This window comes from Sphingomonas changbaiensis NBRC 104936 (assembly GCF_000974765.1).
Lineage (GTDB): Bacteria > Pseudomonadota > Alphaproteobacteria > Sphingomonadales > Sphingomonadaceae > Sphingomonas_B > Sphingomonas_B changbaiensis.
This window is the reverse complement of sequence record NZ_BBWU01000043.1, coordinates 1-25,472: the sequence shown is the minus strand read 5'-3', so window position 1 is coordinate 25,472 and position 25,472 is coordinate 1. Positions and strand designations below refer to the sequence as shown.

The following is a 25,472-nucleotide window of genomic DNA, read 5'->3' as shown; positions in this document are numbered from 1 at the left end:
TGACGGAATCGTGTTTCCAGCGACGTGCTTCCCGACCTAGGCAGGGCCCGATGACTCTCGATGACGACATTGCCCTCGCCCACCAGCTCGCCGACGCCGCGGGCGCGGTGATCCGCCCCTATTTCCGCGCGCGGTTCGCCCAGGAGGCGAAAGAGGATGCGTCGCCCGTAACCCAGGCCGATCGCGAAGCGGAGGCGGCGATCCGGTCCCTGATTGCAGCGCACCGCCCCGGCGATGGCATCATCGGCGAAGAATATGGCGCCGAGCATGCGGATGCAGAGCGCATCTGGGTGCTCGATCCGATCGACGGGACCCGTGCTTTCATCGGCGGGCGGCCGATCTTCGGGACGATGATTGCGCTGATGGTCGGCGGCCGGCCGGTGCTGGGCGTGATCGACCAGCCGATTTCGGGCGAACGCTGGATCGGCGCCGCCGGGCAGCCGACCTTGTTCAACGGCCGGCCGGCCCATACCCGCCCCTGCACAGAGCTTTCCCGCGCCCTGTTCGCGACGACGGCGCCGTGGTTCTGCGGCGGATTCGACGCCTTGCGGAGCGCGGCGGGCGACACGTTGCTCGGCGGCGATTGCTATAACTACGCGCTACTCGCCTCGGGCCACGCCGATCTCGTTGTGGAGGAAGGACTGAAACTTCACGACTGGGCCGCGCTGCTCCCGGTCGTGGAAGGCGCCGGCGGACGGATGACCGATTGGGAGGGCCATGCGCTGCACAAGGGCAGCGACGGACGCGTGGTCGCGGTCGGCGATCCGGCGCTGTTGCCGCACGTCCTGGGCCTGCTGGAGCGCTGATGCGGGGCTTCGCGACTCTGCTGGAGCGGCTGGTCTACACCCGCTCGCGCAACGCGAAGCTGAAGCTGATCGGCGATTACCTGAAGGCTACGCCCGACCCCGATCGTGGCTGGGCACTGGCGGCGCTCACCGGCGACCTTGACCTGCCGGCGGTCAAGCCGGCGCTGATCCGGGCGCTGGTCGAGGAGCGTGTCGACCCGGTGCTGTTCTGGCTGAGCCGCGACTATGTCGGCGACACCGCCGAGACGGTGTCGCTGATCTGGCCGCGGCCGGACCATGTGCCCGACACGCCGCTCGACCTGTCGCTCGGCGCGGTGGTCGAGCGGTTCCGAAGCCTGTCGCGCTCCGAGGCGCCGGCGGTGCTCGCCGCACATCTTGACCGGATGGATCCGGAGGAGCGGTTCGCGCTGTTGAAGATGGCGACCGGCGCGCTTCGGATCGGGGTGACTGCGCGGCTCGCCAAAACCGCGCTCGCCCAGGCCTTCGATCTCGACCTCGCGGCGGTCGAGGAAGTCTGGCACGGCATCCGCCCGCCTTATCCGACCCTGTTCGCCTGGGCCGAAGGCCAGGACGAGCAGCCCGCCGCATCCGCCCTGCCGGTGTTCCGCCCCTTCATGCTTGCTCATGCCCTCGAGGACCAGCGCGTCGACATGGCCGAGTTCGCAGCGGAGTGGAAATGGGACGGCATTCGCGTGCAGCTCGTCCATGCGGGCGGCGAGACCCGGCTCTACAGCCGCGCGGGTGACGACATCACGCGCGGCTTCCCGGAAATCGCGGAGGCGTTCCGCACACCGGGCGTGCTCGACGGCGAGCTGATGGTGAGGGGGGAAGCGCAGGGCGCGGAAGAGCATGGCGGCGCGGCGGCCAGTTTCAATGCGCTCCAGCAGCGCCTGAACCGCAAGGCGGTGACGGCGAAGATGCTGGCCGACTATCCGGCGTTCGTCCGGCTCTATGACATCCTGTTCGACGGGACCGACGATTTGCGCGAGCTGCCGTGGGAAGCACGACGCAAGCGACTCGAAGCCTTTGCCGCGCAACTCGGCCCGGAGCACTTCGACGTCTCGTCGCTAATAGAGGCGGAGGATTTCACCACGCTGGAAGCGATCCGTGCCGGCGCGCGCGACGCTTCGATCGAAGGCGTGATGCTGAAGCGCCGCGACAGCGCCTATGTCGCCGGGCGGCGCGTCGGGCTCTGGTACAAATGGAAGCGCGATCCGCTGACCGCCGACTGCGTCGTCATGTACGCGCAGCGCGGCAACGGCCGCCGCTCATCCTATTATTCGGACTTCACCTTCGGCTGCTGGACCGAAGACGGCGATTTGCTGCCCGTCGGCAAGGCCTATTCGGGCATCACCGATGAGGAGCTGAAATGGCTCGACCGCTGGGTGCGCAACCACACCGTCCAGCGCTTCGGACCGGTCCGCGAAGTCGACAAGAGCTTGGTGTTCGAAGTCGCGTTCGATTCGATCCATGCGTCGGGCCGGCACAAATCGGGCGTGGCGATGCGCTTCCCGCGCATCGCCCGCATCCGCACGGACAAGCCGGCCGCCGAAGCGGACCGGCTTGAGACGCTCAGGCGGATGACGACCTGAAGATCAGACCATCGCCACGAAGTGATTGAAATGCGGCATGAAAAACTGATGAGTCACCGTGACAGGCACCGTGACCGTGTTCGCCACCATCTCGACGTGAGGCGCGCTCGGGAACACCTGGCTCAACGTCGGAGGCGCATGCGTCGGCTCGGCCACGACCGTATGAGACACCTGGGCGCTGGTCGCCGTGGACGTGGGTCCGACCATGCTGCCGATGCTTTGACCCAGCGCCGTGGCAACCGGCGCAATGCCGGTCGAGATCGAGCCGGGGAGCTGATAGCCGTACCCATGGGTGATCAGATCGTTGACCGAGGTCGGCGCATCGAGGTGCGGAAACAGCGCGTGGAATGATCCGACAGTGGCAGGCGTAGCATTATGGCTCATCGACACACCGGTCGCGCCACGCTGCACCTGGATACTCTCGGCCAGATTGTCCCTCACGGTGAAATTGCTGCCGTTGTGCAAATCGATCCACATCATCTTGTGATCGGTCGATTTCGACAGCATCGTATTGCCGATCACCTGCGCGCCGTGAACGCCGTTCAGGAAGATTCCGTGATACTGGTCGTTGCCGTAGACCAGGTTGTTCTGAATTCGCACGTTGTTGTAGCCGAACGCTTTCGGGTCGGACATGAAAATGCCCTGCATGCCCGTCCCGCTGCCCTGCATGATCGTATTGTTTGTGATCGCGATGTTCGACGACCCATGGGGCTGGCCGGTCAGCCAGAACTGGATCGCGTCGGCATGGTCGCCCGCTATCGGGTGGAAGTTGGTAAAGCTGTTCTTGTCGACCACTGCCCCGTTCACGGCGCCGAAGTCCAGGCCGTCGGTGCGGATCATCTGAAAACTGTTCGACGCGACGGTAACGTCCGACGCCTGCTGGATATAGGCGCCGCGATACAGGTCGCGGAAGGTCGACCCCATCAGCTGGAAATGATCGCTGTTGGTGACGTTTAGACCGACCCCGTCGTTCGCCGGATGATTATCAAGCGATCCATGAAAGCTCATGCCGACCATCTTGATATTGTCCGAATCCGTCACGCGCGCATAGGGCGAGCTGGGGTTTTCGCCGTGCCGAAGGGCATGCCCGACATCCAGGCCTTCGAAGCGGAGATTGTTGGAGTTGCTGATGGCCAGATAATCAAAATGCGCGCGGTTGCTGAGCGATGCCGACTTGATGGTCACGCCGGCGCTGTAGTTCCGGTCGTTGATGTAGCTCGTGCCGTAGTTGCCGGCGGCGAGCACGATCGTATCACCCCCGGCCGCGTGGCTGAGCGCGGACTGGAGCTGGCTGGAATTGGAAACATTGATGGTTGTCATGGCGATCCCCGGAGGGCGCAGACCGTCGTTCGCGGCCAGCCCCCAGCCACGTCCGGGCCGGTCCGACCCCGCATTGGTTGATTGAAAGAATAGTCCCCGAGGCTGAAGGCCACAGTGACACCCGCTTACTTATCCCTGAAAGAACATCCTCGCTTCATGGCCAAGCGAAGTCGGCAACGCACCCAGGCGGGCACGCTACAGATTTGGCCACTGCTTTTGATCTTGTTCTACGCCGCCCCGCACGACGTTCGTTGTCCCGAATAGAGACAAGTGTTGATGAGGGTTAGAGGCGTATCGACCAGATGCTTAGTATGTGCGACGAGTTGCGGCACGGGGGCCGAAACGGTGGGAACCCGCCTGCGTCAGTACGCCGTCTTCTGGAACACCAGGGTGACTGCCGTCCGCGCGAGGATGAAGAGGTCCAGCAGCACCGACCAATTCTCGATATAATAGAGGTCGTGCTCCAGCCGCTTGAGCAGCTTTTCCTCGGTATCGGTTTCGCCGCGCCAGCCATGGACCTGTGCCCAGCCCGTCATCCCCGGCTTCACCTTGTGGCGCGCGGCATAGTGGGTGACGACGTCCGAGAAGAGGCGATCGCCGGCCCGGGTGGACGGCGCATGCGGCCGCGGGCCGACCAGCGACATCTCGCCGGCCAGCACGTTGAACAGCTGCGGCAGCTCGTCGATGCTGGTGCGGCGCAGGAAGCGGCCGACGCGCGTGATCCGATCGTCGTCCCTTCGCGCCTGGGTGATGCCGTCCGGTTCGCAGCGCTCGCTGCGCATCGAGCGGAACTTCCAGATCCGGAAACGCTGATTGTTGAAGCCTTCCCGGTCCTGCCGGAAGAAGATCGGACCGGGGCTGTCGAGCTTGACGGCGATCGCGACGACCAGGAACAATGGCGTGACCAGGATCAGCGCCAGTGATCCGACGATCAGGTCCTCGATCCGCTTGATGATCTGGTCGAAGCCCGAGATCGGGCGCTCGAACAAGGTCATCACCGGTAGGTCGCCGAGCAGCACTACCGGCCGCTGCGAAAAGGCAAAGGTCGCGAGATCGGGCGCGAGGCGGATGCGGACCGGGGTAATCGCCAGTTCCGCCACCACTTCCTGCAGCCGCTTTTCGGCCGACCAGGGCAGCGCGACAATCACCTGGTCGACCAGCCCCTCGCGGATGCGGGCGATCAAGTCGCCGAGATTGCCATAGAGGGGGAGCAGCACCTCGCGGTCCGGAAGCCGCTCCGGCAGCCGATCATCGAAGAAGCCGACCAGGTCGATCGTCAGCTTTTCGTTGCCGAGAATATATTTGGCGAGCCGGTCGCCCTGCGATCCGGCCCCGAAGATCGCCACGCGGTGGTTGAACACGCCGCGCTTTTTCAGGCGACGCATCCAGGCGGTTCCCCCGGCCCGCACTGCGAGCAGCACGCCGCCGCCCAGCGCGAACCAGGTGATCGCCCATCCACGGGAGAAATCGCCGGAGACCTTGAGCAGGAAGCCCAGCGTCATCAGGAACATGCCCGTCGACAGCCAGGCAGTCATCACCCGCGCCCAGCCGGTCCGGACCGAAAAGCGGGTGTCGATGTCATAGCAGCCGGTCACCTCGGCCAACGCCGCATAGAACAGGCAAGCGATCAGCGCCGCGTTGCTGTACGAGCGGGCCAGCCCCACCGGCACGGAATCGAGCGCCACCGCAGCCGAGATCCAGGCCGTTATCGCGACGCTGATCATCTCCAGTCCGCGCAGCAGCAGGATGCCGACTTCGAGCAAGACCGGCGAACGCGACGCGCCCTCGCGCGAGGCATCGGCACTCGCGCGTGCAGAGGGAGCGGCCGTGACCGTCGTTTCCTGCAGCATTGCGTCCCTGCTCGATCCGCCGGAGTCGGGCTCCGGCAGGTCCCTCCTTCCAGCGGCGTCCATCAGGCCCGCGTGACTGCGGACAGCTGATGCGCCTTGTCGGTGGTGATCAGCGCCGGCCGCGCCGCAACCGGCACCGCCTTCAGCAGATCGGCCGCGAAGCGCTCGTTCAGGCCGAAGCCTTCGGCATCATCGCTCCGCATGTTCGAGATGCGAACCAGCACGCCGTCCGGAATGATGCCCGACAGCGCGATCCGGAATTTCATCTCGCGCTGCTCGCTGTTGCTGGTCGGCAGATACTCGCCAATGCGCGTCCAATAGCTGATCCGCTCCTCGCGGCCCGGCGACGTCGCCACCAGGTTGCGCCCGGGAACGACAGCGCCGTGGCCCAGGTCGAAGCGCGCCGGCGCGTTTTCGGCGATGGTGAAGCCAAAGGCTGGGTAGCAGACTTCCGGCCGGTGCAGCTGGAGCGTGTCGCTCTGGGTGTTGCCGTACGCGATCAGCAGCATCACCGCGCTGTTGTCCGGGCCAGCATACATACGGCCGACCGACTGGTTGTAGAGCCGCGCCGCCAGGCTGTCCTCGCTTTGCGGTGTGACGATGCCTTCGGCTTCGCGGGCCTGCCAGGCCCCGAACGACTTGGGAATCAGGTCCTCAAGCTTGCGGTCGCCCAACAGCGTCACGCGCTTGTGCGGACGGAGTCCTTCGGCAGCGGCGGCAGTGGCGAAGCAGGCGCCGCCGATCAGCAGGTCGCGACGATTGATCATGCCGGCGTCCTCGTCAGCATGCGGCGAACCGGGCTCATCACCCCGTCGACCACGAAAATTCCGAGAAGGGCGGTTGCGAACATCACCAGCCCCGCGGTCGAATGCAGGAAGCCCTGCGCCGCGGCATTGCCGAAATGGTAGGTGATCAGCACCAGGATCATCACCCGGACGAGGTTCGCGAGCAGCGCCACCGGCACGATCCACAGCATCAGAAACAGCGCGTAGCGCCACGACGCGTTGTGGAGGATGTAGATATAGAACAGGCTGATCGCGGTCAGGCTGATCAGCGAATTGAGACCGGCGCACGCATCTTCCACCAGCAACTGATACTGGGCGACATAGATCGTCACGCCCTCGCGCACGATCGGATAGCCCGCGTGCGACAGGATCCAAGTCGCCATGTAGGAAACATACTCCTTCATCGGCGCCGTCAGCGTGGTGATCACCCACAGCGGCAGCGGCACCACGAAGCCGAGATACAGGATCGGAAACCACATGCGCCGCACCGCTTCCGCGCCGAACGAGGCGTAGAAGACAGCGATGCAGACGCCTAGGAACGCCAGCGCCTGGAACACCAGAAAATCGAACGCGCGCCCGAAGACATAGAGCAGCAGCGACGGCACGAGAATTGCCAGCACGATTCCGATCTGCCCCGGCCGCTGGATGCTGAGCAGTTCCTGCCAGCGCCGCGCGAACAGCCAGATGCCCGTCGCCAGAACGATCGGTCCGTGCACGCCGGCTTCCCCGGTCCAGGAACCGGTCGCGACCGCGATCAGCGTCGGCACCGCCAGCACGGCGAGACCGAGAAGCAGCGGCCAATGCCGCATCAGCAGCTGGGACGCGGGCATGTGTGCCCGGACCGGGCGCGTGGCCATGTTCATCTAAAAGCTGTTCAGGATGGAGCCGACTACGACCGACCGGTCGGCGCGCAGCTGCTTGGACAGGGTCTTCAGATCCTCGAAATAGGTCCGGTGCTTGCGCGAGACGATCAGGCTGAAGCCCGCCAGCGTCGCGACGCGAAGGCCGTCGGAGCAGATCTTGGCCGGCGCGGTGTCGAAGATCGTCAGGTCGTACTCGCGCAGCAACTGGTCGACCAGCCCGCGAAACCGTGCGCCCGACAGCAGCTCCTGCGGATTGGACGGCGCCTCGCCGCCACCGATCACCGCCAGGTTTGGCATCAGCTCGGTATCGACCACGTCCGCCATCGCGATCGAGTCGGACGACAGATAGTCCGAAAGGCCGGGCATCGAGAGCGGCAACCCGCACAGATCGGCGATCATCGGGTCGCGCAGATTGGCGTCGACCAGGGCCGTGCGGACGCCGGCCTGCGCCATCGCCACCGCCAGGTTCACGGCAATATAGGTGCAGCCCGATTCGGCGGCGGCCGCGCACACCGCGAGCGAGCGCCGGCCTTCGCGCAGATGCTGCGCGGCAAGCCGCGTCCGCAGCGCGCGGATCGCCTCGGCCTCGATCGAGTGCGGATCGTTCACCATCACCGATTCGATCGGTGCGGTGGCAATCGGGCTCAGCTCTTGCCGATCAAGGCTTCGGGCAGGGGCCGTATCCTGCTGCTCCATTTCCTGGAGCGCGGTCTTCATGCTCATGGCTATCAGGCCTCCGCCAGTGAAGCGCCAGGGCTCGCGCCCTTGCGATCGATCAGGCGCAACATGCGCGCCGTCAGGCTGTTTTCGGGTCGTGGCTGGCCGACCATGGCCAGCACCGGCGCGCCGGTTGCGTATTCGAGATCGTCCTCGCTGCGGACGCGCCGGGCGAACAGCTCGACGAGAAGCGCAAGCAGGATGCCGAGCACCAGACCGAGCCCGATCGCGCCCGCGATGATAGCCGGCTTGTTCGGCCAGACCGCCTCGTCGGGCAGATTGGTGTTGCCCAGCGGCTCGAGGTTGGTGTCGCCGGCCTGCGCGATCGACTTCATCTCCTCGGCCTTGGCGGCGAGCTTCTGATACTGGTCGCGCTTGACTGCGATGTCGGCTTCCATCTGGTTCAGCTGATCCATCTTGTCCGACTGCGCCAGCACCCGCGCCTTCTGCGCCTGGTAGGCGCTTTCGATCTGCGCGCGGTTGTTCCCGCTGATGACCGGGCCGGAGCCCTGCTGCTCGAGCACGCTCAGCTGGCGCTTCAGTGCCTGCAGCGTCGGATGGTTCGGCCCCAGCGTCTGTTCCGCTTGCGCAATCTGCTGCTTCAGCATCGCGACCTGCGAGTTGCCCTGCGCGACGACCTGTCCCTGCGACGGCACCGTCGCGGCACTCGACAGGGCGGTCAGCTTGGAGCTTTCCAGGTCGACGCCGCCCGGCTGATAGACGATGCCGTTTTCCTTCGCGAACCTGGTGCGCGCTTCCTCGGCGGCGGAGACGGCGGCGAGCGCACGATCCGCCTGTTCCTGGAACGTCGCAGCGCTGCGTTGCGCCGTGTTGGTGCGCTGTTCGCGATTGAGCTTCAGGAATGCTTCGCGGATCGCCTGGGCGATGCCTTGGGTCGAGGCGGGATCGGTGCCGCGATAGGTGATTTCGATGATGTTGCTCGATTCGGCGAATCGCGCCTGGGTGTTGTCGACGATGCGCTGGGCCAGCCAGTCGCGAATATCGCCGCCCGGCCGGCCGGCGGCTTCGAACGCCGCCTGGTTCGCCGGGTCGGTCGCCCAGCCGAGATCGTCGACGACCAGCCCCGCGGTCTGCACGTCGGTGATCATCTTCAACTGGCTACCGAGGTAGGAGTTGAGCATCTGCTGCGACATCTGGCCGGTCAGCGGGTCCGGCTTGGTGATATCGATCCGCACCCGGTTGTGCGCCTCGTAGCGCGGCGGGAGCAGGAAGACCGTGACGGTCGCAGCAAAGAAGCAGGCGAGCAACGTCGCGAAGATGATCGCCTTTCTCGCTGCGAGAATGCGAAGGAACTGAACCAGGCTCATGTCGCGCTTTCCTTAGAAGAGACGCTCGCCGACGGTGAACACGTCGCCGGCCTTGACCTTCATGTCGAGGTCGACCTTCTGCTCCTCGCCATTCCGATACAATTTGATGCGCTTGACCGAACCCGAGGCGGTGACGCCGCCGCTCCGCGCGATCACGTTGCGCACGGTCATGTCGCCCTTGATCGGGAATTGGCCGGGTTGATTGATCTGGCCGTAGATATAGTAAAGGTCGGCCTCCGGCACGTAGATCTTGTCGCCCGGATGGACGAGCGGATCGTCCTCAGGGCCGCCGGAGGCCAGCTTCTCGAAATTATAATCATGCTGCTCGCCATTGGCGCGCGTGAGCGTAACATAATCCGCCCCGTCCGGCCGAATGCCGCCGGCACGCGCGATCACCTCGGATAGGCGATATTCGCGGTCGACCGGCTGCAGGCCGGTCTGACCTACGGCGCCGAGCAAAGTCACATAGCGGCTCGCAAAACCCGACACTTCGACGTTGACGACGGGCTTGGCGTAATAGCCGCCGGTGCGAAGCTTTTCAGCCAGCTTGGGCGCCAGGCTGATCGCGGTCTCGCCTTCAATCTTCTGCTCGCCGATGAAGGGCAGCTGGATCGTGCCGTTCGCCTTGATGCGGGCGCGCGTCGTGAATTCGGGCTGGCCGAGCACGCTGATCTCGACCACGTCGTCGGGCCCCAGCACATAGCCGGCGGCAAGGTCCTTCTCGGCCTTGGTCTGGCCGGCAGGCGGGCGGGGCGGCTGCGCCTGGCCCTGAATCTGCGCCGCTGCGGCCGGCGGAAGGCCGGCGGGCGCGGGCTGTTGCGCGTTGGCCGCCGCGGAGGCGAAGAGCAGAACCGATCCAAGCAGACGCATCAAAACCTTCATCATCACCTCGTCCCGATCAGCGGCCCAGCGACAGGCTGACGCCCAGGCTCGCCGTGGTATTGTTATAGCGAAACAGCGCGTTGTCCGCCGATCGCCTCTGATGACTGACTAGCCCGTTTAGCCTTATCCGTCGATTAAGATTGTAGACGAACCCGCCATAGGTGCGGGTGAACCTGTCCTTCGACAGAAAGGCCGACTGGTCGATTGCGGATGCGGTCTGGTGGAAATTCTGCTTCTGCACCGATCCTCCGAAATTCAGATCCAGCCGATCATTCAGCTTGTAAGTGCCGTTCACCGAATAAATCTCGGTGATCGAGTAGGACGCGAAGACCGTGTTCGAAAGCTGCGCCGAACGCGATGCGACCAGATCCACGCTCAGGCGGTTGGTTGGGATCACATTCAGGTTGACCGAATAGGTGGCGCCGCGAAACTTCTGGGAGAAAACGGCCTTGGGATCGACCCAGCTGTAGCCGAGCGAGATTGCGCCCGACAGCCGCGTCCCGATGTTTCGCTCGTATCGCGCGCCGGCCGAGTAATTCTTCACGCCGTCGCTCGGAATCCCGGCAATCACGTTCGGCAGACCGAGCACGTTTCGGTTGAGATACGTGCCCTGGGAATAATTGCCGTAGATCGACAGCCGGCCCAGCGACGGACGCTGATAGCCGATGCTGGCGTCGAACGTATCCTGATTCGAGTCGTTGAGCTGGAAGAACTGCGCGGAATTCCGAACTTCGGAGTGGGTGTAGCCGAAACTCGGCGAGATACCGACCACGCCCGCGCACTGGCCTCGCGCTCCGATCGACCGGTATTCCGTCGTATTGGCGCGGGTCAATATCGTGCCTTCGGTCACGCCGAAAACGTCGCCCGCATTGGACCGCGTCCGATTGTAGGTCGCGTCCGCACCGGCGGAGCAGCTGGTGGTCACGCGCACGTCGCCGCCGAGCGCCAGGTTGATGCGTTCCCGGTTTAGCTGCGTATTGTTCGTGTAGAAATCATAGCCGAGCGCCCCGCGCGCGTAGACGGACTCGCGCCCGAACGGCAGGAAGAGGTCGACAGCCAGCGACGGCGTCAGCGAGAAATCGTCCTTCGATCGCCCCCTCAGGCCGTTGCGTTCGATCTGCGCATCGCTGAGGCCGAAGACGTTGCTGTCGTAGCTCGCATCGACGTTCGCGCGGATCTGTATGTGGCGTTCAGGTGCGGTGGCGCGACCGGCGGAGCCGAAGCTCGGTGGCCTGGTCGATGTCGTTTGCGCAATCGCCGCATCTCCGCACCCGATCAGGAGCAGCGCCACCCAGGCATTCTTGTTCAATCCCTTTTCCCTCTCGTCCAGCGCCTCGAGGTTGGCTTCGGCCTCTCGGCTATCCCCCGGCTGGCGCAGCCGCAATCTTTCCCCCTGAACGCACGAGCGGTTTATCGGTGCCTGTGACGATTCAGCGACACTATTCCGGTTAGGTCCCGATCCGTTTATATCATCTAAACCTTATCGGGCGCACGTGTCTGCCGAGAAGTTCGGGACTCGGAAGCTTTGTCATCGGGGCTGTTCGATGATAGCGGGACGGCTTGTTCGCACGGATGGTGGCATGCAGACGATTTACGATTGGGTGACGGTCGCGATTTTTGCGGGACTGATCGTCGTCTTTCTGCAGCGTTCGGTCGGGGAGGGCGAGCCGCAGGATTCAATCCTGAGCTACCTGCCGCCGGCGATCGGCTGCGCAGTCTCGAATTGGTTCGGCAACAAGGGCATCGAACAAGGCGATGCAGCCTATCAGGCGCTCGCCGCGTTGGGCATCCTGGCCGTTCTGGCCTACACCTATTTCGTCATCAAACCGTTCCACGGGCGCGGTTGAGAGCGGCGGGTCCCGCCGGTCAGAGTTTTGCGAGGTCGGACAGTGGCGTTTTGGAAAAGGATTTTCGGTTGGTTCCGCAGGAATCGGCCTGACGTAGAGCAAGGCCGGCCCGGCCGCGCCGAGCTGCTGGAACGTCGCCGCGCCCGGCAGGCTGCGCTCGATGCCGCGCGCGAGGCGGAGGAAGCCCCCGCTCCACAATCCGGTTTCCCGACCTTTCGCTCCTCAGCCGTCGACCGGACCGCATCCAGGGGCGAAGCCTCGCGCTTGACCAAGGCGCGCATGACGCTCCGCGACGTCTTCACGCCCGCCCAGCCGGTGACGGAGCGCAGCAAGTTCGCCGGTCGCCTCGGCGTGCTGGCCCGGCTGATCGAAATCCTCGAGGAGCAGCGCAGCCATGTGGTGATCTATGGCGAGCGCGGCATCGGCAAAACCTCGCTGGTCCATATTCTGGCCGATATTGCGCGGGAATCGCGCTACAATGTCGTCTACGCGTCGTGCGGCGCCTTTTCGGACTTTGAGGACATTTTCCGTGCGGTGCTGCGCGACATCCCGCAGCTTTATCTGCGCGACATCGATCCGACCGCGGTCGGTGAGCACCAGGGCTCGCTCGCGGATCGGCTGCCCGACAGCTTCGACGCGCGGCAGCTGGGCGAGCTGCTTGCGCAGGTGACCGGCACGCGCGTGATCATCGTGCTCGACGAATATGATCGCGCCGAAAGCGACCAGTTCCGGCAGAGCGTCGCCGAGCTGATCAAGAACCTGTCCGACCGCGCCGCGCGGGTGCAGCTGGTGCTTGCCGGTGTCGCCTCCAACCTGCAGCAGCTGATCGGCTACATCCCGTCGATCCGGCGCAACATCATCGGCCTGCCGATGCCGCGCTTGTCGAACGAGGAAGTGCGCTCGCTGATCCGCATCGGCGAGAAGAGCGCAGGCGTCGAATTCGACGAAGAAGCCGTGAAGGCTATCGAGCAGCTGTCGAACGGCTCGCCGTACCTCGTCCGGCTGGTCAGCCACCACGCATCGATGATCGCCCTCGATGCCGAGCGCCTTCGCATCGAGATCGAGGATGTCTGGGGCGCGCTCGACAAAGTGGTCGACGAGGCCGCAGGGCGGATCGATCCGCGCCTGATCGCGGCGGTCGAGCCCTATCTGGACCGCCAGAACGGGCTGATGATCTATGCGGCAGCCCGCGCGGCGAGCACGCCCGACGGCTGGTTCACGCCCGAGGACGCGCTCTCGCTCTGCGAGAGTTGCCCGCCCGAGCGGATGGTCAAGGACCTGAACGAGCTGACCCTCGCCGGCGTGCTGGAGCGCGCCGCCGAGGGAGACGCCGCCCGCTATCGGTTCCGCGAGGAGCCGCTGCCCACCTATCTGTGGATGCGCGTCGCGCGCGACGCCGGTCGCGCCGATCGGCTGGCCGGCGAACGCGCCAGCCTTTCGCGCTGAACACGGCATCGAAAAACCTACCAACGGGGCCGGCGTGGCGCCGTGCCGTCACGTGCAGGATTGAGTGAACTTATGCAGGTCAAGACCGCGGTCGTGGGGCTGGGCAAGATGGGCGTGTCCCACCTCTCCATCGCCAATGCCATTCCTTCGCTCGACGTCGTCGCCGCGTGCGACTCATCGGCGATCCTCGGCCAGATGGTCGGGAAATATACCGGGATCGTCTGCGACACCGATTTCGAGAAGGTGCTGGCCACCCCGGACCTCGGCGCCGTCGTGATCGCGACGCCGACACGGCTGCACGAGCGAATGATCGGCGCGGCGCTCGACCGCGGCCTGCACGTCTTCGCCGAAAAGCCGCTCACGCTGTCGGGCGAAGCGAGCGAGGCGCTCGCCGCGCGCGCGGAAGCGGCTCGGCTCGTCGCCCAGGTCGGCTTTCACTACCGGTTCGTCGGCACCTTCCGCGAGGCGAAGCGGCTGCTGGACGCCGGCGCGATCGGCCGCGTCACGCACATCATGGCGGAAGCCTATGGTCCGGTCGTGCTGAAGCCCAGCAACAAGACCTGGCGATCGTCGGCGCAGGAAGGCGGCGGCTGCCTCTACGATTATGCCGCGCACCCGCTCAATCTGATGAACTGGTATTTCGGCCAGCCCACGGACTGCGCCGGCGCGATCCTCGCCAACCCTTTGTCTGCGGAAGTGGACGACGCCGTCTATGCGACGATGCGCTTCGGCAGCGGCGTCACCGGCCAGCTGTCGGTCAATTGGTCCGACGACAGCGTTCGCAAGATGACGACGCGCGTGTCGATCTGGGGCGACAAGGGCAAGATCTACGCCGACCGCCAGGAATTGCAGCTCCACTGCAACGGAGCGCCGCCCGAAGGCTACAATAAGGGCTGGACCGTCAAATACATCACCGAACTGACCGAGCCGGTCAGCTTCTACCTGCGCGGCGAGGAATATTCGGCGCAGCTTGAGGCGTTCGGCGCCGCCATCCTCGACGGCCGGCCGGTCGAGAACAGCTTCCGTAGCGCCGCCGAAACCGACCGGACCATCGAGATGATCCGCGCCGCGAGTGCCGGCGAGCGCGTCGCCGGCGCCCCGGTCGAGCCGGTGCGGACCCGCAGCCGCGGCCGCTTTTTCGGGCTGGGGCGCTGATGGCGAGGACTCCGCGGCTGATCGCGGCGGCGTCGGGCGGCGGGCACTGGATCCAGCTGCTGCGCCTGCGCGACGCCTTTCAGGGTTTCGACACGGCATTCGTATCGATGTTCGATAGCTATCGGCCGATGGTGGAGGGGCATCGCTATTACACTGTGCCCGACGCCTCGCGTTTCGACCTGAAGGGCTTTCTGCCGGTGTTTTGGCGCGCGCTGAAGATCGTCGCGCGCGAGCGGCCGCGCGCGATCGTCACCACCGGCTCGGCGCCGATGCTGAGCTTTATCCTGCTTGGGCGGCTCACCGGTGCGCGGACGCTCTGGATCGACAGCATCGCCAATTCGGAGCGGATGTCGTCATCGGGCCGGCTCGCGCGCAAGCTGGCCCATCGCACGATCTCGCAATGGCCCGAAGTGGCCGCGGCCGAGGGCGTCGATTGCTGGGGAAGCGTGCTGTGATCTTCGCGTCGGTCGGCTCGATGCTGCCCTTCGACCGCTTCGTCCGCGCGGTCGATGAATGGGCTGCGGAGCATCCGGAGACCCCAGTCTTCATCCAGATCGGCGGCGGCGCCTATGAGCCGCGCCATGCCGAGTGGGCGCGGATCGTGCCGCATGCCGATTATGCGCAGCGCCTCCACGACTGCGACCTGTTCGTCGCCCATGTCGGCATGGGGTCGATCCTGCAGGCGCTGGAAGCGCGCAAGCAGATGCTGCTGCTTGTCCGCGACAGCTCGATCGGCGAACACACGACCGATCACCAGCGCCACACCGCCCGCCGCTTCGCGGCCACGCCCGGCCTGCGCATCACAGAGGACGAAGCCGAGCTGAAGCAGCTGATCGGCGAGCTCCTCGCTCATCCGCTTCCATCGGGCGACGCGCTGCCCAGCGCCGCGCCTGCCGCCTTTATCGACCGCATCGGCGCCTTTCTCGCGCCCGCCCGCACTTCCTGACAGGACCAAAGCGATGGACCGCATCCTTTTCGGCGACAACCAGTTCTTCGGCGTCAACCACATGTCGGAGGAAAAGGCGCGCCAGCAGCTGATCCGCTTCCAGCCGCTGGACGCGATCCTGGACGTGCTTCAGTCGGCGCTGAAGGCAGGCGTCCGGGGCTTTTCCTGCACGACCCACGACCGCATGGCCGATGTCGCCGCCGCCGTGCGCGCCGATCCGGCCAAATGGGACGGCTTCTATTTCTGCCCGGGCATGCCCTACGCGCACAAATATGCGAACGCCGTGACCGAGCACGGCTATTTCGACGCGCTGAAGCAGGTGCTGCCCAACGAAGGCGTGGTCGGCGCGATCATGCGCGGCGGCAAGGCGTTGGTCACGCGCGACGTCGAGACGCTGATCACGATGCTCGTCGATGCCGAAATGAAGATGTTCGCAGGCCTCCCCACCCCGATCGTCTTCCTGCAGAACGTCGTCACCGACCTGGTGCTGGGCCTCGGCTATTACGACGCGTTCCGCATCTTCGCGGAGCATGTGAAGACGAAATACAATGCCGAAGCGGGCTTCTTCACGATGAACCTGCCGATGCTGCTGCCCGCGCTCGAAAGCGTCGGCGTCACGAATCCGATCGTGTGTGCCAATGTGAACAAGGTCGGCTTCCGGATGTCGGGCGGCATCGACGGCTATCGCCACGCGCTCGAGCAGCGGCCGGCGCGCGTGATCGCCATGTCCGTGCTCGCCTCCGGCGCCATCCCGGCGCGCGAGGCGATCGAGTGGGTGACCGGCGAACCGTATGTCAAATCGATCCTGTTCGGCGCATCGAGTGCCGGCAACATCCGCTCCACGGTCGAACTGATCCACGAATATGATGCGAAGCGCGGCGCCGCCGCCCCGCAACTGGAACGGGCGGGCTGAATACATTTCGCGACTTTCTTTTGATTGTGCGGGATTGGCGGCCGCGAGTATAGCGTTTCGCCACGGCAAAGGGGGCGCTTGAGGGAAGGCGCGCCGATGAGGAGAACAAGATGCGTAAGACTATCGCCACCACTCTGATGGTCGGGACGGCACTGCTCGTAGCCGGCTGCGGCAAGAAAGGCGCCGAGGGGGAACTGGAAAAGGGCCAGGTCGTCGCCACCGTCGACGGCAAGGACATCACAGTTCACGAACTGAACGCCGAACTGCAGGGCGCGAACATCCCGGCGAACATCGCGCCGGACCAGAAGAAGCAGCTTGAGCAGGCGGCGCTTCAGCAGGTCGTCAACCGCCGAATTCTGGCCGACATCGCGCGCGACCGCGGGCTCGACAAGACGCCGATGTTCCTGCTCCAGGAACGCCGCGCTGAGGAAAGCATCCTGGTCCAGATGCTGCAGCGGCAGATGAGCGCCGCGGTCAAGCAGCCGACCCAGACCGAAATCGACACCTTCATCGCGCAGAACCCGGACTTGTTCGCGCAGCGCAAGATCTTCACGATCGACCAGATCCAGTTCGAAGCGCCGAAGGACCCGCAGGTGCTGCGCAAGTACCAGCCGCTGAAGACGATGGACGAAGTGGAGGCGATGCTGAAGCAGGACGGCCTGCAGTATAAGCGTGCGCCATCCAAGCTCGACGTCGCCACCGCCAATCCGGAGCTCGTCCAGCAGGTCCTGAAGATGCCGAAGGACGACATCTTCTTAATCCCGGCCGGCCGCGTGATGGTCGCGAACAAGATCACCGGCACCGATGTCCAGCCGCTGACCGGCGACCAGGCCAATCAGTTCGCGACGGCGCTCCTCCAGCAGCGCAAGTTCCAGGATCTTCTCAAGCGCGATCTGGAGCCCAAGGTGAAGAAGGCGGAGAGCGAAGTGAAATACCAGGCCGGCTTCGCCCCGCCGAAGAAGCCCGCCGCGCCAGCCGAGAAGTAAACCGATATCTGCGCATGATCGAGGTCGGGAACCCGCTTCCCGGCCTCGTTCTAATTGTGCGGCTCACCGCCGCATCGGCAGCGTCAGACCTCGCCCGCCTCGACGGCGGCGATGAATCCCTCGATGTCCGGACTTTGCAGCTTGGCGGCAGCCCGGCGGATGCGGTCGTCCGGCCAGTCCCACCAGCGAATGGCGAGCAGCCTGTCGACGGTTTCCGGCGAAAAGCGCTGGCGCACATTGCGCGCCGGATTGCCCACCGCGATCGTGTAGGGCGGCACGTCCTTCGCGACCAGGGCCGCGGCGCCGATCACGGCGCCGTCGCCGATCGTCACGCCCGACATGATCATCGCGCCCCGTCCGATCCACACGTCGTTGCCGATGATCACGTCGCCCCGGGTGGCCGGCTGCTCGGGATGGTGATGCTCGCTCCACATCGCGCCGAACGGGAAGGTGCTGACCCATTCGGGATGATGATTGCCGCCCAGGAAGATGCTGACGTCCGCCGCGATCGACGTGAAGGCGCCGATCCTGAGGCTTGCATTGTTCGGGTAATCGAACACGCGCGGAACGCCGTACGTGCCGCGGCCGACGGGATATTGCGGCAGGCGCGCGGCGGTGTAGTTGAGCGGCGGCTCCTTGCCGCGCAGTTTCGCGAGCCGGACCCGCAATGCTCGTTCGAGGCGATTCACCCATTACTCCTCTTCAATGCGGCAGCCGCGGCCGCAATCCTTACGCAATGCTTGTGAAAAATGGCATTGGATTTCAGGCTGCCAGCGACATGCGTTGCTGGCGCAATCCCACCCATCGAACCGCTCGACGGTTTCTGGCGTTTCAAGGATCGAGACTTCAGGCGCGGTTCAGTGGCCAGGCCTGAAAGCACTTTGCCAGGAGATATTGATGACTTTGCGCCCTGCCTTCGCCGTTCTGATTTCGATTGCTGCCGCCGCCCCTGCCATTGCCCAGCCGAGCATGATCCGCCGGGTGCAGGAGCATCTGCGCGGCGTGCACACGTTGACGGCGGACTTCGTGCAGACCGATCGCAAGGGCAAGTCGGTGACCGGCAAGGTCTTCCTGAAGCAGCCGGGCAAGATCCGCTTCCAGTATGAGCCGGGCGTGCCGATCCTGGTCGTGGGCGACGGACGCGTGCTGAACTTCATTGACTACCAGGTTCACCAGGTCTCCAAATATCCGATCGGCGGCTCGCCGCTCGACATCCTGCTCGATCCCAAGCGCGACCTGTCGCGGATCGCGAAGGTCGTGCCGTCGGCCTCGCCCGACGTGATCACCATTCTCGCCCGCGACCCGAGGCGACCGCAATTCGGGTCGATCACGCTTGCGTTCACCCAGGATTCCGCCGCGCCGGGCGGCTTGATGCTCGAAGGCTGGGTGGCGCTCGACGCGCAGAACAACCGCACGACGGTGCGGCTGTCGAACCAGAAGCTGAACATTCCCGTCGCCGAAACGGTGTTTGAGTGGGACGATCCGCGCCCCGCAAAGAAACGAGGGTAACTGTTCATCTTCGGGACAGGTTTTCCGGCCTAGGGCTCGCTCGGTGGAGAGGGGCTTTTGGCGGGATTTCCCCCTGTTGCCCGCCCGGAGAGCCCCCTCCCTCCCAGCGTGACGAACGCTCGGTCGGCCCCCGCTCCAAGCCCCCGGAGCGGGGGTCTTTCCTTGTGACCGGGCGGCACCTAAGTCGGCACTCGTGAACACGCTCAAGCTCGCGTCCTGGAACATCAACTCGGTCCGCTTCCGCCTCGGCATCGTCGAGCAGTTCCTGAACCAGGAATCGCCCGACATTCTCTGCCTGCAGGAAACCAAGGTCGAGGACGGACTCTTTCCCGCCGCCGCTTTCCACGCCCTTGGCTACCATCACGTGCTGCTGAACGGGCAGCGGATGCACCACGGCGTCGCGATCGTCTCGAAGCTGCCGCTGATCGAGGAAGAGCGCAACGACTGGCAGGCGAACGGCGAGGCGCGGCACCTGGGCGTGCGGCTGCCGAACGGCGTGCGGCTGGAGAATGTCTACATCCCGGCCGGCGGCGACATCCCGAACCGCGATCTCAACCCCAAATTCGGCCAGAAACTCGATTTCCTCGCGCGCATGACCGCCTGGTCCGAAGGCGTACGGGTTCCGACGGTCATGGTCGGCGATTTCAACGTCGCGCCGCTGGAATGCGACGTCTGGAGCCACAAGCAATTGCTCGACGTGGTCAGCCACACGCCGATCGAGGTCGAGACGCTTGGGCGTTTGCAGGCCGCGCACGACTGGGTCGATCTCGGCCGCCGCTTCGTGGCCCCGCCGGAGCGCTGCTTCACCTGGTGGAGCTACCGCGCGAAGGATTGGGCCGCGTCGGACCGCGGCCGCCGCCTCGATCATATGTGGGCGAGCCCCGAACTTGCGCGCCACGCGACCGCGCATGCCGTGCACGAGCCCTGCCGCAGCTGGCTCAAGCCCTCCGATCACGTTCCGCTGGTGACGGAGTTCGCCTTTTGACGCCCCACGCCGTCGCGCGCGCGATCGACGCGCTGCGTCGCGGCTGGCCGGTGGCGATCGGCCCCTTCACACTGCTGGCGATCGAGACGGCGGATGCCGGGCAGCTCGCAGCCTTCGATCCCGGCGCGCGGGCGGACGTCCTGCTGTCCGCCAGCCGCGCCGAGACGCTAAAGCTCGCGAACCAGCGCGACGCCGCTAATCCCGGCCACGCCGTCCGGATCGAACGCGCGCCCTGGCTCGATTTCGACGCAGGGACCGCGCTCGCCGATCCCGCGCTCGATCTGGCGACGCCGCTGAAAGGACCGTTCCGCGCGGTGCCGGTCGGCGATCAGGCGGCGGCGGACGCCGCGCTCGAGCTGGCCCGCATCGCCGGCGTGCTCCCGGCCTTCTTCGTCCTCGATGCGGCTGCGGCGGACGCGCTCACGCCGGCCGAGATCGTCGCTTTCGAAAGTCCCGCCGCGCTCCGCATCGCGACGCGCGCGCGCCTGCCGGTCGAGGCGGATGAACGGGCCGAGATCGTCGCCTTTCGCTCGGCCGAGGGCGGCGACATGCACGTCGCCCTGATCCTCGGCCAGCCGGACGGCCATCCGCCGCTGGTCCGCCTCCACAGCGAATGCCTGACCGGCGACGTGCTTGGCTCGCTCAAATGCGATTGCGGGCCGCAGCTCCACGCCGCGCTCGGCGAGATCGCCGGCGCCGGCTGGGGCATCCTGCTCTATTTGCGCCAGGAAGGCCGCGGCATCGGCCTGGTCAACAAGCTCCGCGCCTATGCGCTGCAGGACCAGGGCTATGACACCGTCGATGCGAACACGCGCCTGGGCTTCCACATCGACGCGCGCGATTTCCGCGTCGCTGCGCGCATGCTCCAACTGCTCGGCCAGCGCCGCATCCGCCTGCTGACCAACAACCCGAACAAGGTCGCGGAACTCGAAAAGGCCGGCGTCGAGGTCGTCGAACGCGTCCCCCACCGCGTCGCACCGAATCCGCATAATGAGAAGTATCTCGCGACGAAGCGCGACCGGACAGGCCACCAGCTTTAGGGTTGGTTCACGCGAAGACGCGAAGACGCGAAGCAGGTCCGAGCGGGTCACGCGCGAAGCGCAAAGAGACCAGCTGACGCGCTTGCACCGAGCGTGTCGCCCAAATCCCCTTCGCGTCTTCGCGTGAACCGATCCTTTTCTGTGCTTCGCGCGCTCAGGCGATCAGCCGCACCACCTCTTCAAAGCTCGTAGCGATGTCGTGAACGCCGAGCGCGCGGAGCCTGTCCGCGTGGCCCGGCAGGCAATGAGACCCGGCGCAAAGGCCGATCACGTGCGCGCCCGAGGCGACCGCGCCGGTTACACCCACGACCGAATCCTCCAGGATCACAATGCGCCGAATGTCGATGCCAATCGCGGCGGCAGCGTGCAGGTACAGATCCGGCGCCGGCTTGCCGCGCGCGACATGTTCCTTGCCGCTGAACACCTTGTCGCCGAACACCTCCTCCAGCCCGAGATGCGCCAGATGGGTCCGCACCCAATGCGTGCTGCTCGACGAAGCCACCGCCTTGGGCCAGTCCGGCGGCAGGGACTGCACGAACGCGACCGCGCCGGCGACTTCCTCCAGCCCCTCCGCCAGCACGCGCGCGTCTTCCACGGCCCGGCGCGGGTGGAATTCGTCCGGCAGCGCCCGCCCGATCCGCGCCTCGATCGCGGCGATGAAATCGGGGCCGCTCAGGCCCGTGTAATGGGTCAGCGTGTCCTCGCGCGTGTGCGGGAAGCCGAGCTCCGTCAGCAGCTCGGCAAGGTGTTCGTTCCCCGCCGCCTCACTCTCCAGCAGCACGCCGTCGAAGTCGAAAATGATGCCGTCGAATCTCAAGCGCGCGCCCCGAACAGCGCCGACCCGACCCGGACATGGGTGGCGCCCAGCGTCACGGCGGTCTCGAAATCGTCCGACATGCCCATGCTGAGCAGCGGCACTCCCTGATCGCGCGCCAGCTTGGCGAGCAGTGCGAAATAGGGCGCCGCTTCCACGCCGGCAGGGGGCACGCACATCAGCCCGGCGATGGTGAGCCCCGCCCCGCGCGCCTGATCGAGCAGCCCCGGCAGCGCGGCCACCGCGCACCCGCCCTTTTGCGGCTCGTCGCCGATATTGACCTGCACGAACAGCGTCGGGCTCCGCCCTTCCCTGTCGATCGCGCGGGCAAGTGCGTCGACCAGCGAAGGCCGGTCGACCGAATGGATCGCGTCGAACAGCCGCACCGCCGCCTCGGCCTTGTTCGACTGGAGCTGCCCGACCAGATGCAGCTGAAGATCCTCATAGCGCTCGGCCAGTGCCGGCCATTTCGCTTCCGCTTCCTGCACCCGGTTTTCGCCGAACACGCGCTGGCCGGCCTCGATCAGCGGCACGATCGTCTCGGCGGCATGGGTCTTGGAGACGGCGATCAGCGTCACGTCGGCCAAGTCGCGCCGCGCGACTCTGGCGGCGCGGGCGATCCGTTCGCGGACTTCGGCGAGGCGTTCAGTTTCCTGCATCGGCGCTGCTATAGGCAGCGCAATGAACCGCCGCCACCTCGCACTGCCGCGCGTCTGGATTCTGACCGACGAACGGCAAGGCGAGGCGCTATGGAACGCGCTCGCCCGCCTGCCGAAGAGCGCCGGCGTGATCGTCCGCCACTATTCGCTGCCCCTCGCAGAACGCCTCGACATGGCCCGCCGCATCCGGGAGCAGCGCCGCTTCGTCGCGTTCGCCGGCACGGAAAAGGAGGCGCGGCAAGCGGGGGCGCAAGCGATCTACGGCGCGGGCCCGCGTACCGGCCTCCCAAGGCTTTACCCCGTCCACAACCACCGCGAGATCAGGGCAGCCGAGCGCGCCGGCGCCGCCCTGCTGCTGCTCTCCCCCGTCTTCCCGACCCGCTCGCACCCGGGCGCAAGGACCCTGGGCCCACACCGCGTCGCCCGCCTCGCAGCCTCCGCGCGCGCACCCATCATCGCGCTCGGCGGCATGACGTCAGTTCGGTTCCGCCGATTGGAGAGACTGGGCGCTCTAGGCTGGGCGGCGATCGACGCCTGGATAGCTTTCCACACGTAGCTTAGCTCTCGGCGAACGTTGTTGGCGGAAGACTCGTCAGCGAGCGCACCGATGGGCTCAACCCGCCCGTAGTTCTCCGACGCAAATGACGATTATTCCCACAATGAGGCCGAGACCCCACATGAGGGACTCACCCATCCAGAAATCGCCGGTCCGAAACTCAGCAAGTGCCGCCGGCACACTGGCAGCACCCATGATCAGGAGCCCAAGAGCGAGCGACTTTTGCTTCGTCCAAAGCGCGAACGCGGAACCGGCAACAGTGGCTGCCAGGTACCAAATCAAGTCCATGCCTGTAGGATGACGCGGCCGCGCTAAGGCCGCAATGGCTCAATCTGCCGCAGCAACTAGAACTTGAACGCCGTCCCGATATAGACCGCCTGGCTGTCGCGGCGGCCGTCGTCGACCAGTTGCAGGCGGTCGCGCTGCTCGGCCTTGTAGCGCAGGCCGGCGGTCACATCGAGGTTCTTGGTCAGCGCGTACGAGCCGCCCAGGTCGAAGTTCACGCTGCGGCCGCCGGTCAGGTTGGCCGAGACGGTGTCGATCGGCCGATCCTGGCCGACCTGGAGACGTCCGCTCCACTTCGGCGCGTTATAGCTGACGCCGACGTCCAGCTTCTCGCGGCTGCCGGGCAGGACGCCCATGTCGACATGGGCCATGTCGCCGGCGATCGCGAACCGCTTCCAGCCCACCGCCATGCCCAGGTTATACGCGACCGGCGTGATGTTGACCGACGCGGTGCTGACGCGGGTCGGCTCCGGCTTGGCCGCGGTCGAGACGGCGCGGACCGCCACCGTCACGGCATGGGTGCCGGCCTGGCTGGTCGATGCCGGCGTGAAGCGGAAGCCGCTATTGACGAGGCCCGCGCGCGCATAGATCGCGGCGACGCGCGGATCGGCGGCGGCGGGCGTGAACGACCCGATGCCACCGCGCGCGCTCAACGAAACCGGGCGCTTCAGGATCGCGCGCGTGGACTCGGAGGAAGCGCCGATCGCAGGCACGGCCACGGCCGCAACGGCAGCCGCCGCTACGCCCAAAGCCAGATATGTGCGACGCACGCGCATCTTATCGACTCGTTTCACCCCGCTATCAGAACTTCCCAAGTAGCGACTCCGCGGCACGGCCGCCACCTTGGAAGAGTCGAATCTTCTCACAGTGTTGCACAAGGCCCACAGCTGGCTTGCTCCGCCTATGCGAGCCCCTATAACGGCGCGCGATCATCCCTGCGCGTTTTCCAAGGATAACCCATGTTCCGCCCGTCCCGGCTTGTTCTGCTTGTGTCCTCCGCTTTGGCCTTGTCGGCGTGCCAGGCGATCCGCAATGATCTTGCCAAGGGGCTCAACTACGGCAAGTCGCCCGACAAGACCAAGGAAGCGGACCTCGCCGCTGCCAAGGTGACGACGATCGGGGTCAATTCCTATCTGTGGCGCGCCGCGCTCGATACCGTGTCTTTCATGCCGCTGCTGCAGGCGGATTCGAACGGCGGCGTGATCGTGACCGACTGGTATGTGAACCCGAGCTCGCCCGGTGAGCGGATGAAGCTCACCGTCTCCGTGCTCGACCAGGATCTGCGCGCCGACGCGCTGAAGGTGGCGGCCTTGCGCCAGATCCAGCAGAACGGCCAATGGGTCGATGCGCCGGTCGCCGCGGCAACGGTGCAGAAGCTGGAAGACATCATCCTGACCCGCGCGCGGGACCTGAGGCGCGCCGCTTCCGGCATCCGGTAAGTCATGGCCGACAGATTCAACCCGAAGGCGGCCGACGCGCGCTGGCAGCGCGTCTGGGCCGAGCAGGGCACGTTCCACGCGTCCGACGCCAGCCCCAAACCCAAGAGCTACGTGCTGGAGATGTTCCCCTATCCGTCGGGGCGCATCCATATGGGTCATGTCCGCAATTACACGATGGGGGACGTGCTCGCCCGCTATCGGCGAATGAAGGGCATGGAAGTGCTCCACCCGATGGGGTGGGACGCGTTCGGCATGCCGGCCGAAAATGCCGCGATGGAAAAGGGCGTGCACCCGGGCACCTGGACCCGCGCCAATATCGCGACGATGCGCGACCAGCTGAAGTCGCTGGGTTTCGCGCTCGACTGGTCCCGCGAGCTCGCCACCTGCGAGCCCGATTATTACGGCCAAGAGCAGGCGTTGTTCCTCGACCTGTTCGAGGCCGGCCTCGTCTATCGCAAGGAATCGGCGGTCAATTGGGATCCGGTCGACATGACCGTGCTCGCGAACGAGCAGGTGATCGACGGCCGCGGCTGGCGGTCCGGCGCGCTCGTCGAGAAGCGCAAGCTCTCGCAGTGGTTCCTGAAGATCACCGACTTCGCCGAGGAATTGCTCGACGGCCTCCAGACCCTCGACCAATGGCCCGACAAGGTCCGGCTGATGCAGGAAAACTGGATCGGCAAGAGCCAGGGCCTGCAGTTTAGGTTCAGGCTCTCTTCTCCCCTCCCGCTTGCGGGAGGGGCCGGGGGTGG

Annotated in this window: 28 protein-coding genes; 15 read left to right on the top strand and 13 right to left on the bottom strand. The window is 65.7% G+C overall.

The window, feature by feature from the left end:
- Positions 1-50: 50 nt before the first annotated feature.
- On the top strand, positions 51-806 hold the full coding sequence (hisN, locus tag SCH01S_RS11350; RefSeq protein WP_046348929.1) for a histidinol-phosphatase: 756 nt from the start codon (positions 51-53) through the stop codon (positions 804-806).
- The gene (locus SCH01S_RS11345) at positions 806-2,398 is read left to right on the top strand and encodes a cisplatin damage response ATP-dependent DNA ligase (RefSeq protein ID WP_046348928.1); all 1,593 of its coding nucleotides are present in this window, start codon (positions 806-808) and stop codon (positions 2,396-2,398) included. The genes hisN and SCH01S_RS11345 overlap by 1 nt, the downstream gene beginning before the upstream one ends.
- 3 nt (positions 2,399-2,401) lie before the next feature.
- Here the strand turns inward: SCH01S_RS11345 and SCH01S_RS11340 are convergent, their stop codons facing one another.
- The 8 genes from SCH01S_RS11340 to SCH01S_RS11305 form a co-directional block, all read right to left on the bottom strand.
- On the bottom strand, positions 2,402-3,718 hold the full coding sequence (locus tag SCH01S_RS11340) for a right-handed parallel beta-helix repeat-containing protein (RefSeq protein WP_046348927.1): 1,317 nt from the start codon (positions 3,716-3,718) through the stop codon (positions 2,402-2,404).
- A gap of 362 nt (positions 3,719-4,080) precedes the next feature.
- Positions 4,081-5,568, bottom strand: coding sequence for an undecaprenyl-phosphate glucose phosphotransferase (locus tag SCH01S_RS11335; RefSeq protein ID WP_052733912.1), 1,488 nt, complete (start codon positions 5,566-5,568; stop codon positions 4,081-4,083).
- A 62-nt stretch (positions 5,569-5,630) separates the two neighbouring features.
- The gene (gene epsI / locus SCH01S_RS11330; RefSeq protein WP_046348926.1) at positions 5,631-6,335 is read right to left on the bottom strand and encodes an exosortase-associated protein EpsI, V-type; all 705 of its coding nucleotides are present in this window, start codon (positions 6,333-6,335) and stop codon (positions 5,631-5,633) included.
- Entirely contained in the window at positions 6,332-7,183 is an 852-nt protein-coding gene (gene xrtV, locus SCH01S_RS11325; protein WP_046348947.1) for an exosortase V, read from the bottom strand. The genes epsI and xrtV overlap by 4 nt, the downstream gene beginning before the upstream one ends.
- Before the next feature lie 33 nt (positions 7,184-7,216).
- Complete coding sequence (locus SCH01S_RS11320; protein WP_157032903.1) at positions 7,217-7,933, bottom strand: CpsD/CapB family tyrosine-protein kinase; 717 nt, start codon at positions 7,931-7,933, stop codon at positions 7,217-7,219.
- A gap of 11 nt (positions 7,934-7,944) precedes the next feature.
- Positions 7,945-9,261, bottom strand: a complete 1,317-nt coding sequence (locus SCH01S_RS11315; RefSeq protein WP_046348925.1) for a GumC family protein — start codon at positions 9,259-9,261, stop codon at positions 7,945-7,947.
- A 12-nt stretch (positions 9,262-9,273) separates the two neighbouring features.
- Entirely contained in the window at positions 9,274-10,146 is an 873-nt protein-coding gene (locus SCH01S_RS11310) for a polysaccharide biosynthesis/export family protein (protein ID WP_052733911.1), read from the bottom strand.
- 13 nt (positions 10,147-10,159) lie between these two features.
- Positions 10,160-11,527, bottom strand: coding sequence for an outer membrane beta-barrel protein (locus tag SCH01S_RS11305; RefSeq protein WP_046348924.1), 1,368 nt, complete (start codon positions 11,525-11,527; stop codon positions 10,160-10,162).
- Between the two features lie 196 nt (positions 11,528-11,723).
- On the opposite strand from SCH01S_RS11305, the gene SCH01S_RS11300 reads away from it, so the two are divergent.
- The 7 genes from SCH01S_RS11300 (at position 11,724) to SCH01S_RS11270 (ending at position 17,436) form a co-directional block, all read left to right on the top strand.
- Positions 11,724-11,990, top strand: coding sequence for an XrtV sorting system accessory protein (locus SCH01S_RS11300; RefSeq protein ID WP_046348923.1), 267 nt, complete (start codon positions 11,724-11,726; stop codon positions 11,988-11,990).
- Positions 11,991-12,254: 264 nt separating this feature from the next.
- Positions 12,255-13,436 carry an ATP-binding protein gene (locus SCH01S_RS11295; RefSeq protein ID WP_245612240.1) on the top strand — a complete coding sequence of 394 codons (1,182 nt, stop codon included), beginning with the start codon at positions 12,255-12,257 and terminating at the stop codon, positions 13,434-13,436.
- 72 nt (positions 13,437-13,508) lie between these two features.
- Positions 13,509-14,591 (top strand): Gfo/Idh/MocA family protein, encoded by a 1,083-nt coding sequence (locus tag SCH01S_RS11290; protein ID WP_052733910.1) that lies wholly within the window; start codon positions 13,509-13,511, stop codon positions 14,589-14,591.
- Positions 14,591-15,046: a glycosyltransferase family protein gene (locus SCH01S_RS16490; protein ID WP_046348943.1), complete on the top strand. Its 456-nt coding sequence runs from the start codon at positions 14,591-14,593 to the stop codon at positions 15,044-15,046. The genes SCH01S_RS11290 and SCH01S_RS16490 overlap by 1 nt, the downstream gene beginning before the upstream one ends.
- Positions 15,043-15,537 (top strand): glycosyltransferase, encoded by a 495-nt coding sequence (locus tag SCH01S_RS15900; RefSeq protein WP_052733909.1) that lies wholly within the window; start codon positions 15,043-15,045, stop codon positions 15,535-15,537. The genes SCH01S_RS16490 and SCH01S_RS15900 overlap by 4 nt, the downstream gene beginning before the upstream one ends.
- 13 nt (positions 15,538-15,550) lie before the next feature.
- Entirely contained in the window at positions 15,551-16,450 is a 900-nt protein-coding gene (locus SCH01S_RS11275) for a hypothetical protein (protein ID WP_046348922.1), read from the top strand.
- Between the two features lie 110 nt (positions 16,451-16,560).
- Complete coding sequence (locus SCH01S_RS11270) at positions 16,561-17,436, top strand: SurA N-terminal domain-containing protein (protein WP_046348921.1); 876 nt, start codon at positions 16,561-16,563, stop codon at positions 17,434-17,436.
- A gap of 83 nt (positions 17,437-17,519) precedes the next feature.
- Here the strand turns inward: SCH01S_RS11270 and SCH01S_RS11265 are convergent, their stop codons facing one another.
- Positions 17,520-18,125, bottom strand: coding sequence for a CatB-related O-acetyltransferase (locus tag SCH01S_RS11265; RefSeq protein ID WP_052733908.1), 606 nt, complete (start codon positions 18,123-18,125; stop codon positions 17,520-17,522).
- 208 nt (positions 18,126-18,333) lie between these two features.
- On the opposite strand from SCH01S_RS11265, the gene SCH01S_RS11260 reads away from it, so the two are divergent.
- From SCH01S_RS11260 to ribA, 3 genes are all read left to right on the top strand, one after another.
- Positions 18,334-18,945, top strand: coding sequence for a LolA family protein (locus tag SCH01S_RS11260; protein ID WP_046348920.1), 612 nt, complete (start codon positions 18,334-18,336; stop codon positions 18,943-18,945).
- A gap of 193 nt (positions 18,946-19,138) precedes the next feature.
- Complete coding sequence (locus tag SCH01S_RS17225; protein ID WP_046348919.1) at positions 19,139-19,930, top strand: exodeoxyribonuclease III; 792 nt, start codon at positions 19,139-19,141, stop codon at positions 19,928-19,930.
- Positions 19,927-20,970: a GTP cyclohydrolase II gene (gene ribA, locus SCH01S_RS11250; RefSeq protein ID WP_046348918.1), complete on the top strand. Its 1,044-nt coding sequence runs from the start codon at positions 19,927-19,929 to the stop codon at positions 20,968-20,970. The genes SCH01S_RS17225 and ribA overlap by 4 nt, the downstream gene beginning before the upstream one ends.
- A 154-nt stretch (positions 20,971-21,124) precedes the next feature.
- On the opposite strand, the gene SCH01S_RS11245 is transcribed toward ribA, so the two are convergent.
- Positions 21,125-21,787, bottom strand: coding sequence for an HAD family hydrolase (locus SCH01S_RS11245; protein WP_046348917.1), 663 nt, complete (start codon positions 21,785-21,787; stop codon positions 21,125-21,127).
- Entirely contained in the window at positions 21,784-22,443 is a 660-nt protein-coding gene (locus SCH01S_RS11240; RefSeq protein ID WP_046348916.1) for a YggS family pyridoxal phosphate-dependent enzyme, read from the bottom strand. Before SCH01S_RS11240 ends, SCH01S_RS11245 begins: the two co-directional genes overlap by 4 nt.
- Positions 22,444-22,465: 22 nt before the next feature.
- Between SCH01S_RS11240 and SCH01S_RS11235 the strand changes: the two genes are divergently transcribed.
- A complete protein-coding gene (locus tag SCH01S_RS11235; RefSeq protein WP_046348915.1) occupies positions 22,466-22,999 on the top strand; it encodes a thiamine phosphate synthase in 534 nt (177 codons plus the stop codon).
- 57 nt (positions 23,000-23,056) lie between these two features.
- Here SCH01S_RS11235 and SCH01S_RS16805 read toward each other — a convergent pair whose 3' ends face one another.
- Positions 23,057-23,287 (bottom strand): hypothetical protein, encoded by a 231-nt coding sequence (locus SCH01S_RS16805; protein WP_046348914.1) that lies wholly within the window; start codon positions 23,285-23,287, stop codon positions 23,057-23,059.
- A 56-nt stretch (positions 23,288-23,343) separates the two neighbouring features.
- On the bottom strand, positions 23,344-24,060 hold the full coding sequence (locus SCH01S_RS11225) for a hypothetical protein (protein ID WP_046348913.1): 717 nt from the start codon (positions 24,058-24,060) through the stop codon (positions 23,344-23,346).
- A 183-nt stretch (positions 24,061-24,243) separates the two neighbouring features.
- On the opposite strand from SCH01S_RS11225, the gene SCH01S_RS11220 reads away from it, so the two are divergent.
- Both SCH01S_RS11220 and SCH01S_RS11215 read left to right on the top strand, forming a co-directional pair.
- Entirely contained in the window at positions 24,244-24,723 is a 480-nt protein-coding gene (locus tag SCH01S_RS11220; RefSeq protein WP_046348912.1) for a DUF3576 domain-containing protein, read from the top strand.
- A gap of 3 nt (positions 24,724-24,726) precedes the next feature.
- Positions 24,727-25,472 (top strand): class I tRNA ligase family protein (locus SCH01S_RS11215; RefSeq protein ID WP_046348911.1); only part of this gene is annotated, 746 nt, incomplete at its 3' end.

What these genes read in the sequence shown, in the direction of transcription:
- hisN (WP_046348929.1), top strand. Translation starts at nt 51, where the DNA reads ATGACTCTCGATGACGACATTGCCCTCGCCCACCAGCTCGCCGACGCC.
- SCH01S_RS11345 (WP_046348928.1), top strand. Translation starts at nt 806, where the DNA reads ATGCGGGGCTTCGCGACTCTGCTGGAGCGGCTGGTCTACACCCGCTCG.
- SCH01S_RS11340 (WP_046348927.1), bottom strand. Translation starts at nt 3,718, where the DNA reads ATGACAACCATCAATGTTTCCAATTCCAGCCAGCTCCAGTCCGCGCTC.
- SCH01S_RS11335 (WP_052733912.1), bottom strand. Translation starts at nt 5,568, where the DNA reads ATGCTGCAGGAAACGACGGTCACGGCCGCTCCCTCTGCACGCGCGAGT.
- epsI (WP_046348926.1), bottom strand. Translation starts at nt 6,335, where the DNA reads ATGATCAATCGTCGCGACCTGCTGATCGGCGGCGCCTGCTTCGCCACT.
- xrtV (WP_046348947.1), bottom strand. Translation starts at nt 7,183, where the DNA reads ATGCCCGCGTCCCAGCTGCTGATGCGGCATTGGCCGCTGCTTCTCGGT.
- SCH01S_RS11320 (WP_157032903.1), bottom strand. Translation starts at nt 7,933, where the DNA reads ATGAAGACCGCGCTCCAGGAAATGGAGCAGCAGGATACGGCCCCTGCC.
- SCH01S_RS11315 (WP_046348925.1), bottom strand. Translation starts at nt 9,261, where the DNA reads ATGAGCCTGGTTCAGTTCCTTCGCATTCTCGCAGCGAGAAAGGCGATC.
- SCH01S_RS11310 (WP_052733911.1), bottom strand. Translation starts at nt 10,146, where the DNA reads ATGATGAAGGTTTTGATGCGTCTGCTTGGATCGGTTCTGCTCTTCGCC.
- SCH01S_RS11300 (WP_046348923.1), top strand. Translation starts at nt 11,724, where the DNA reads ATGCAGACGATTTACGATTGGGTGACGGTCGCGATTTTTGCGGGACTG.
- SCH01S_RS11290 (WP_052733910.1), top strand. Translation starts at nt 13,509, where the DNA reads ATGCAGGTCAAGACCGCGGTCGTGGGGCTGGGCAAGATGGGCGTGTCC.
- SCH01S_RS16490 (WP_046348943.1), top strand. Translation starts at nt 14,591, where the DNA reads ATGGCGAGGACTCCGCGGCTGATCGCGGCGGCGTCGGGCGGCGGGCAC.
- SCH01S_RS11275 (WP_046348922.1), top strand. Translation starts at nt 15,551, where the DNA reads ATGGACCGCATCCTTTTCGGCGACAACCAGTTCTTCGGCGTCAACCAC.
- SCH01S_RS11270 (WP_046348921.1), top strand. Translation starts at nt 16,561, where the DNA reads ATGCGTAAGACTATCGCCACCACTCTGATGGTCGGGACGGCACTGCTC.
- SCH01S_RS11260 (WP_046348920.1), top strand. Translation starts at nt 18,334, where the DNA reads ATGACTTTGCGCCCTGCCTTCGCCGTTCTGATTTCGATTGCTGCCGCC.
- SCH01S_RS11240 (WP_046348916.1), bottom strand. Translation starts at nt 22,443, where the DNA reads ATGCAGGAAACTGAACGCCTCGCCGAAGTCCGCGAACGGATCGCCCGC.
- SCH01S_RS11235 (WP_046348915.1), top strand. Translation starts at nt 22,466, where the DNA reads ATGAACCGCCGCCACCTCGCACTGCCGCGCGTCTGGATTCTGACCGAC.
- SCH01S_RS16805 (WP_046348914.1), bottom strand. Translation starts at nt 23,287, where the DNA reads ATGGACTTGATTTGGTACCTGGCAGCCACTGTTGCCGGTTCCGCGTTC.
- SCH01S_RS11225 (WP_046348913.1), bottom strand. Translation starts at nt 24,060, where the DNA reads ATGCGCGTGCGTCGCACATATCTGGCTTTGGGCGTAGCGGCGGCTGCC.
- SCH01S_RS11220 (WP_046348912.1), top strand. Translation starts at nt 24,244, where the DNA reads ATGTTCCGCCCGTCCCGGCTTGTTCTGCTTGTGTCCTCCGCTTTGGCC.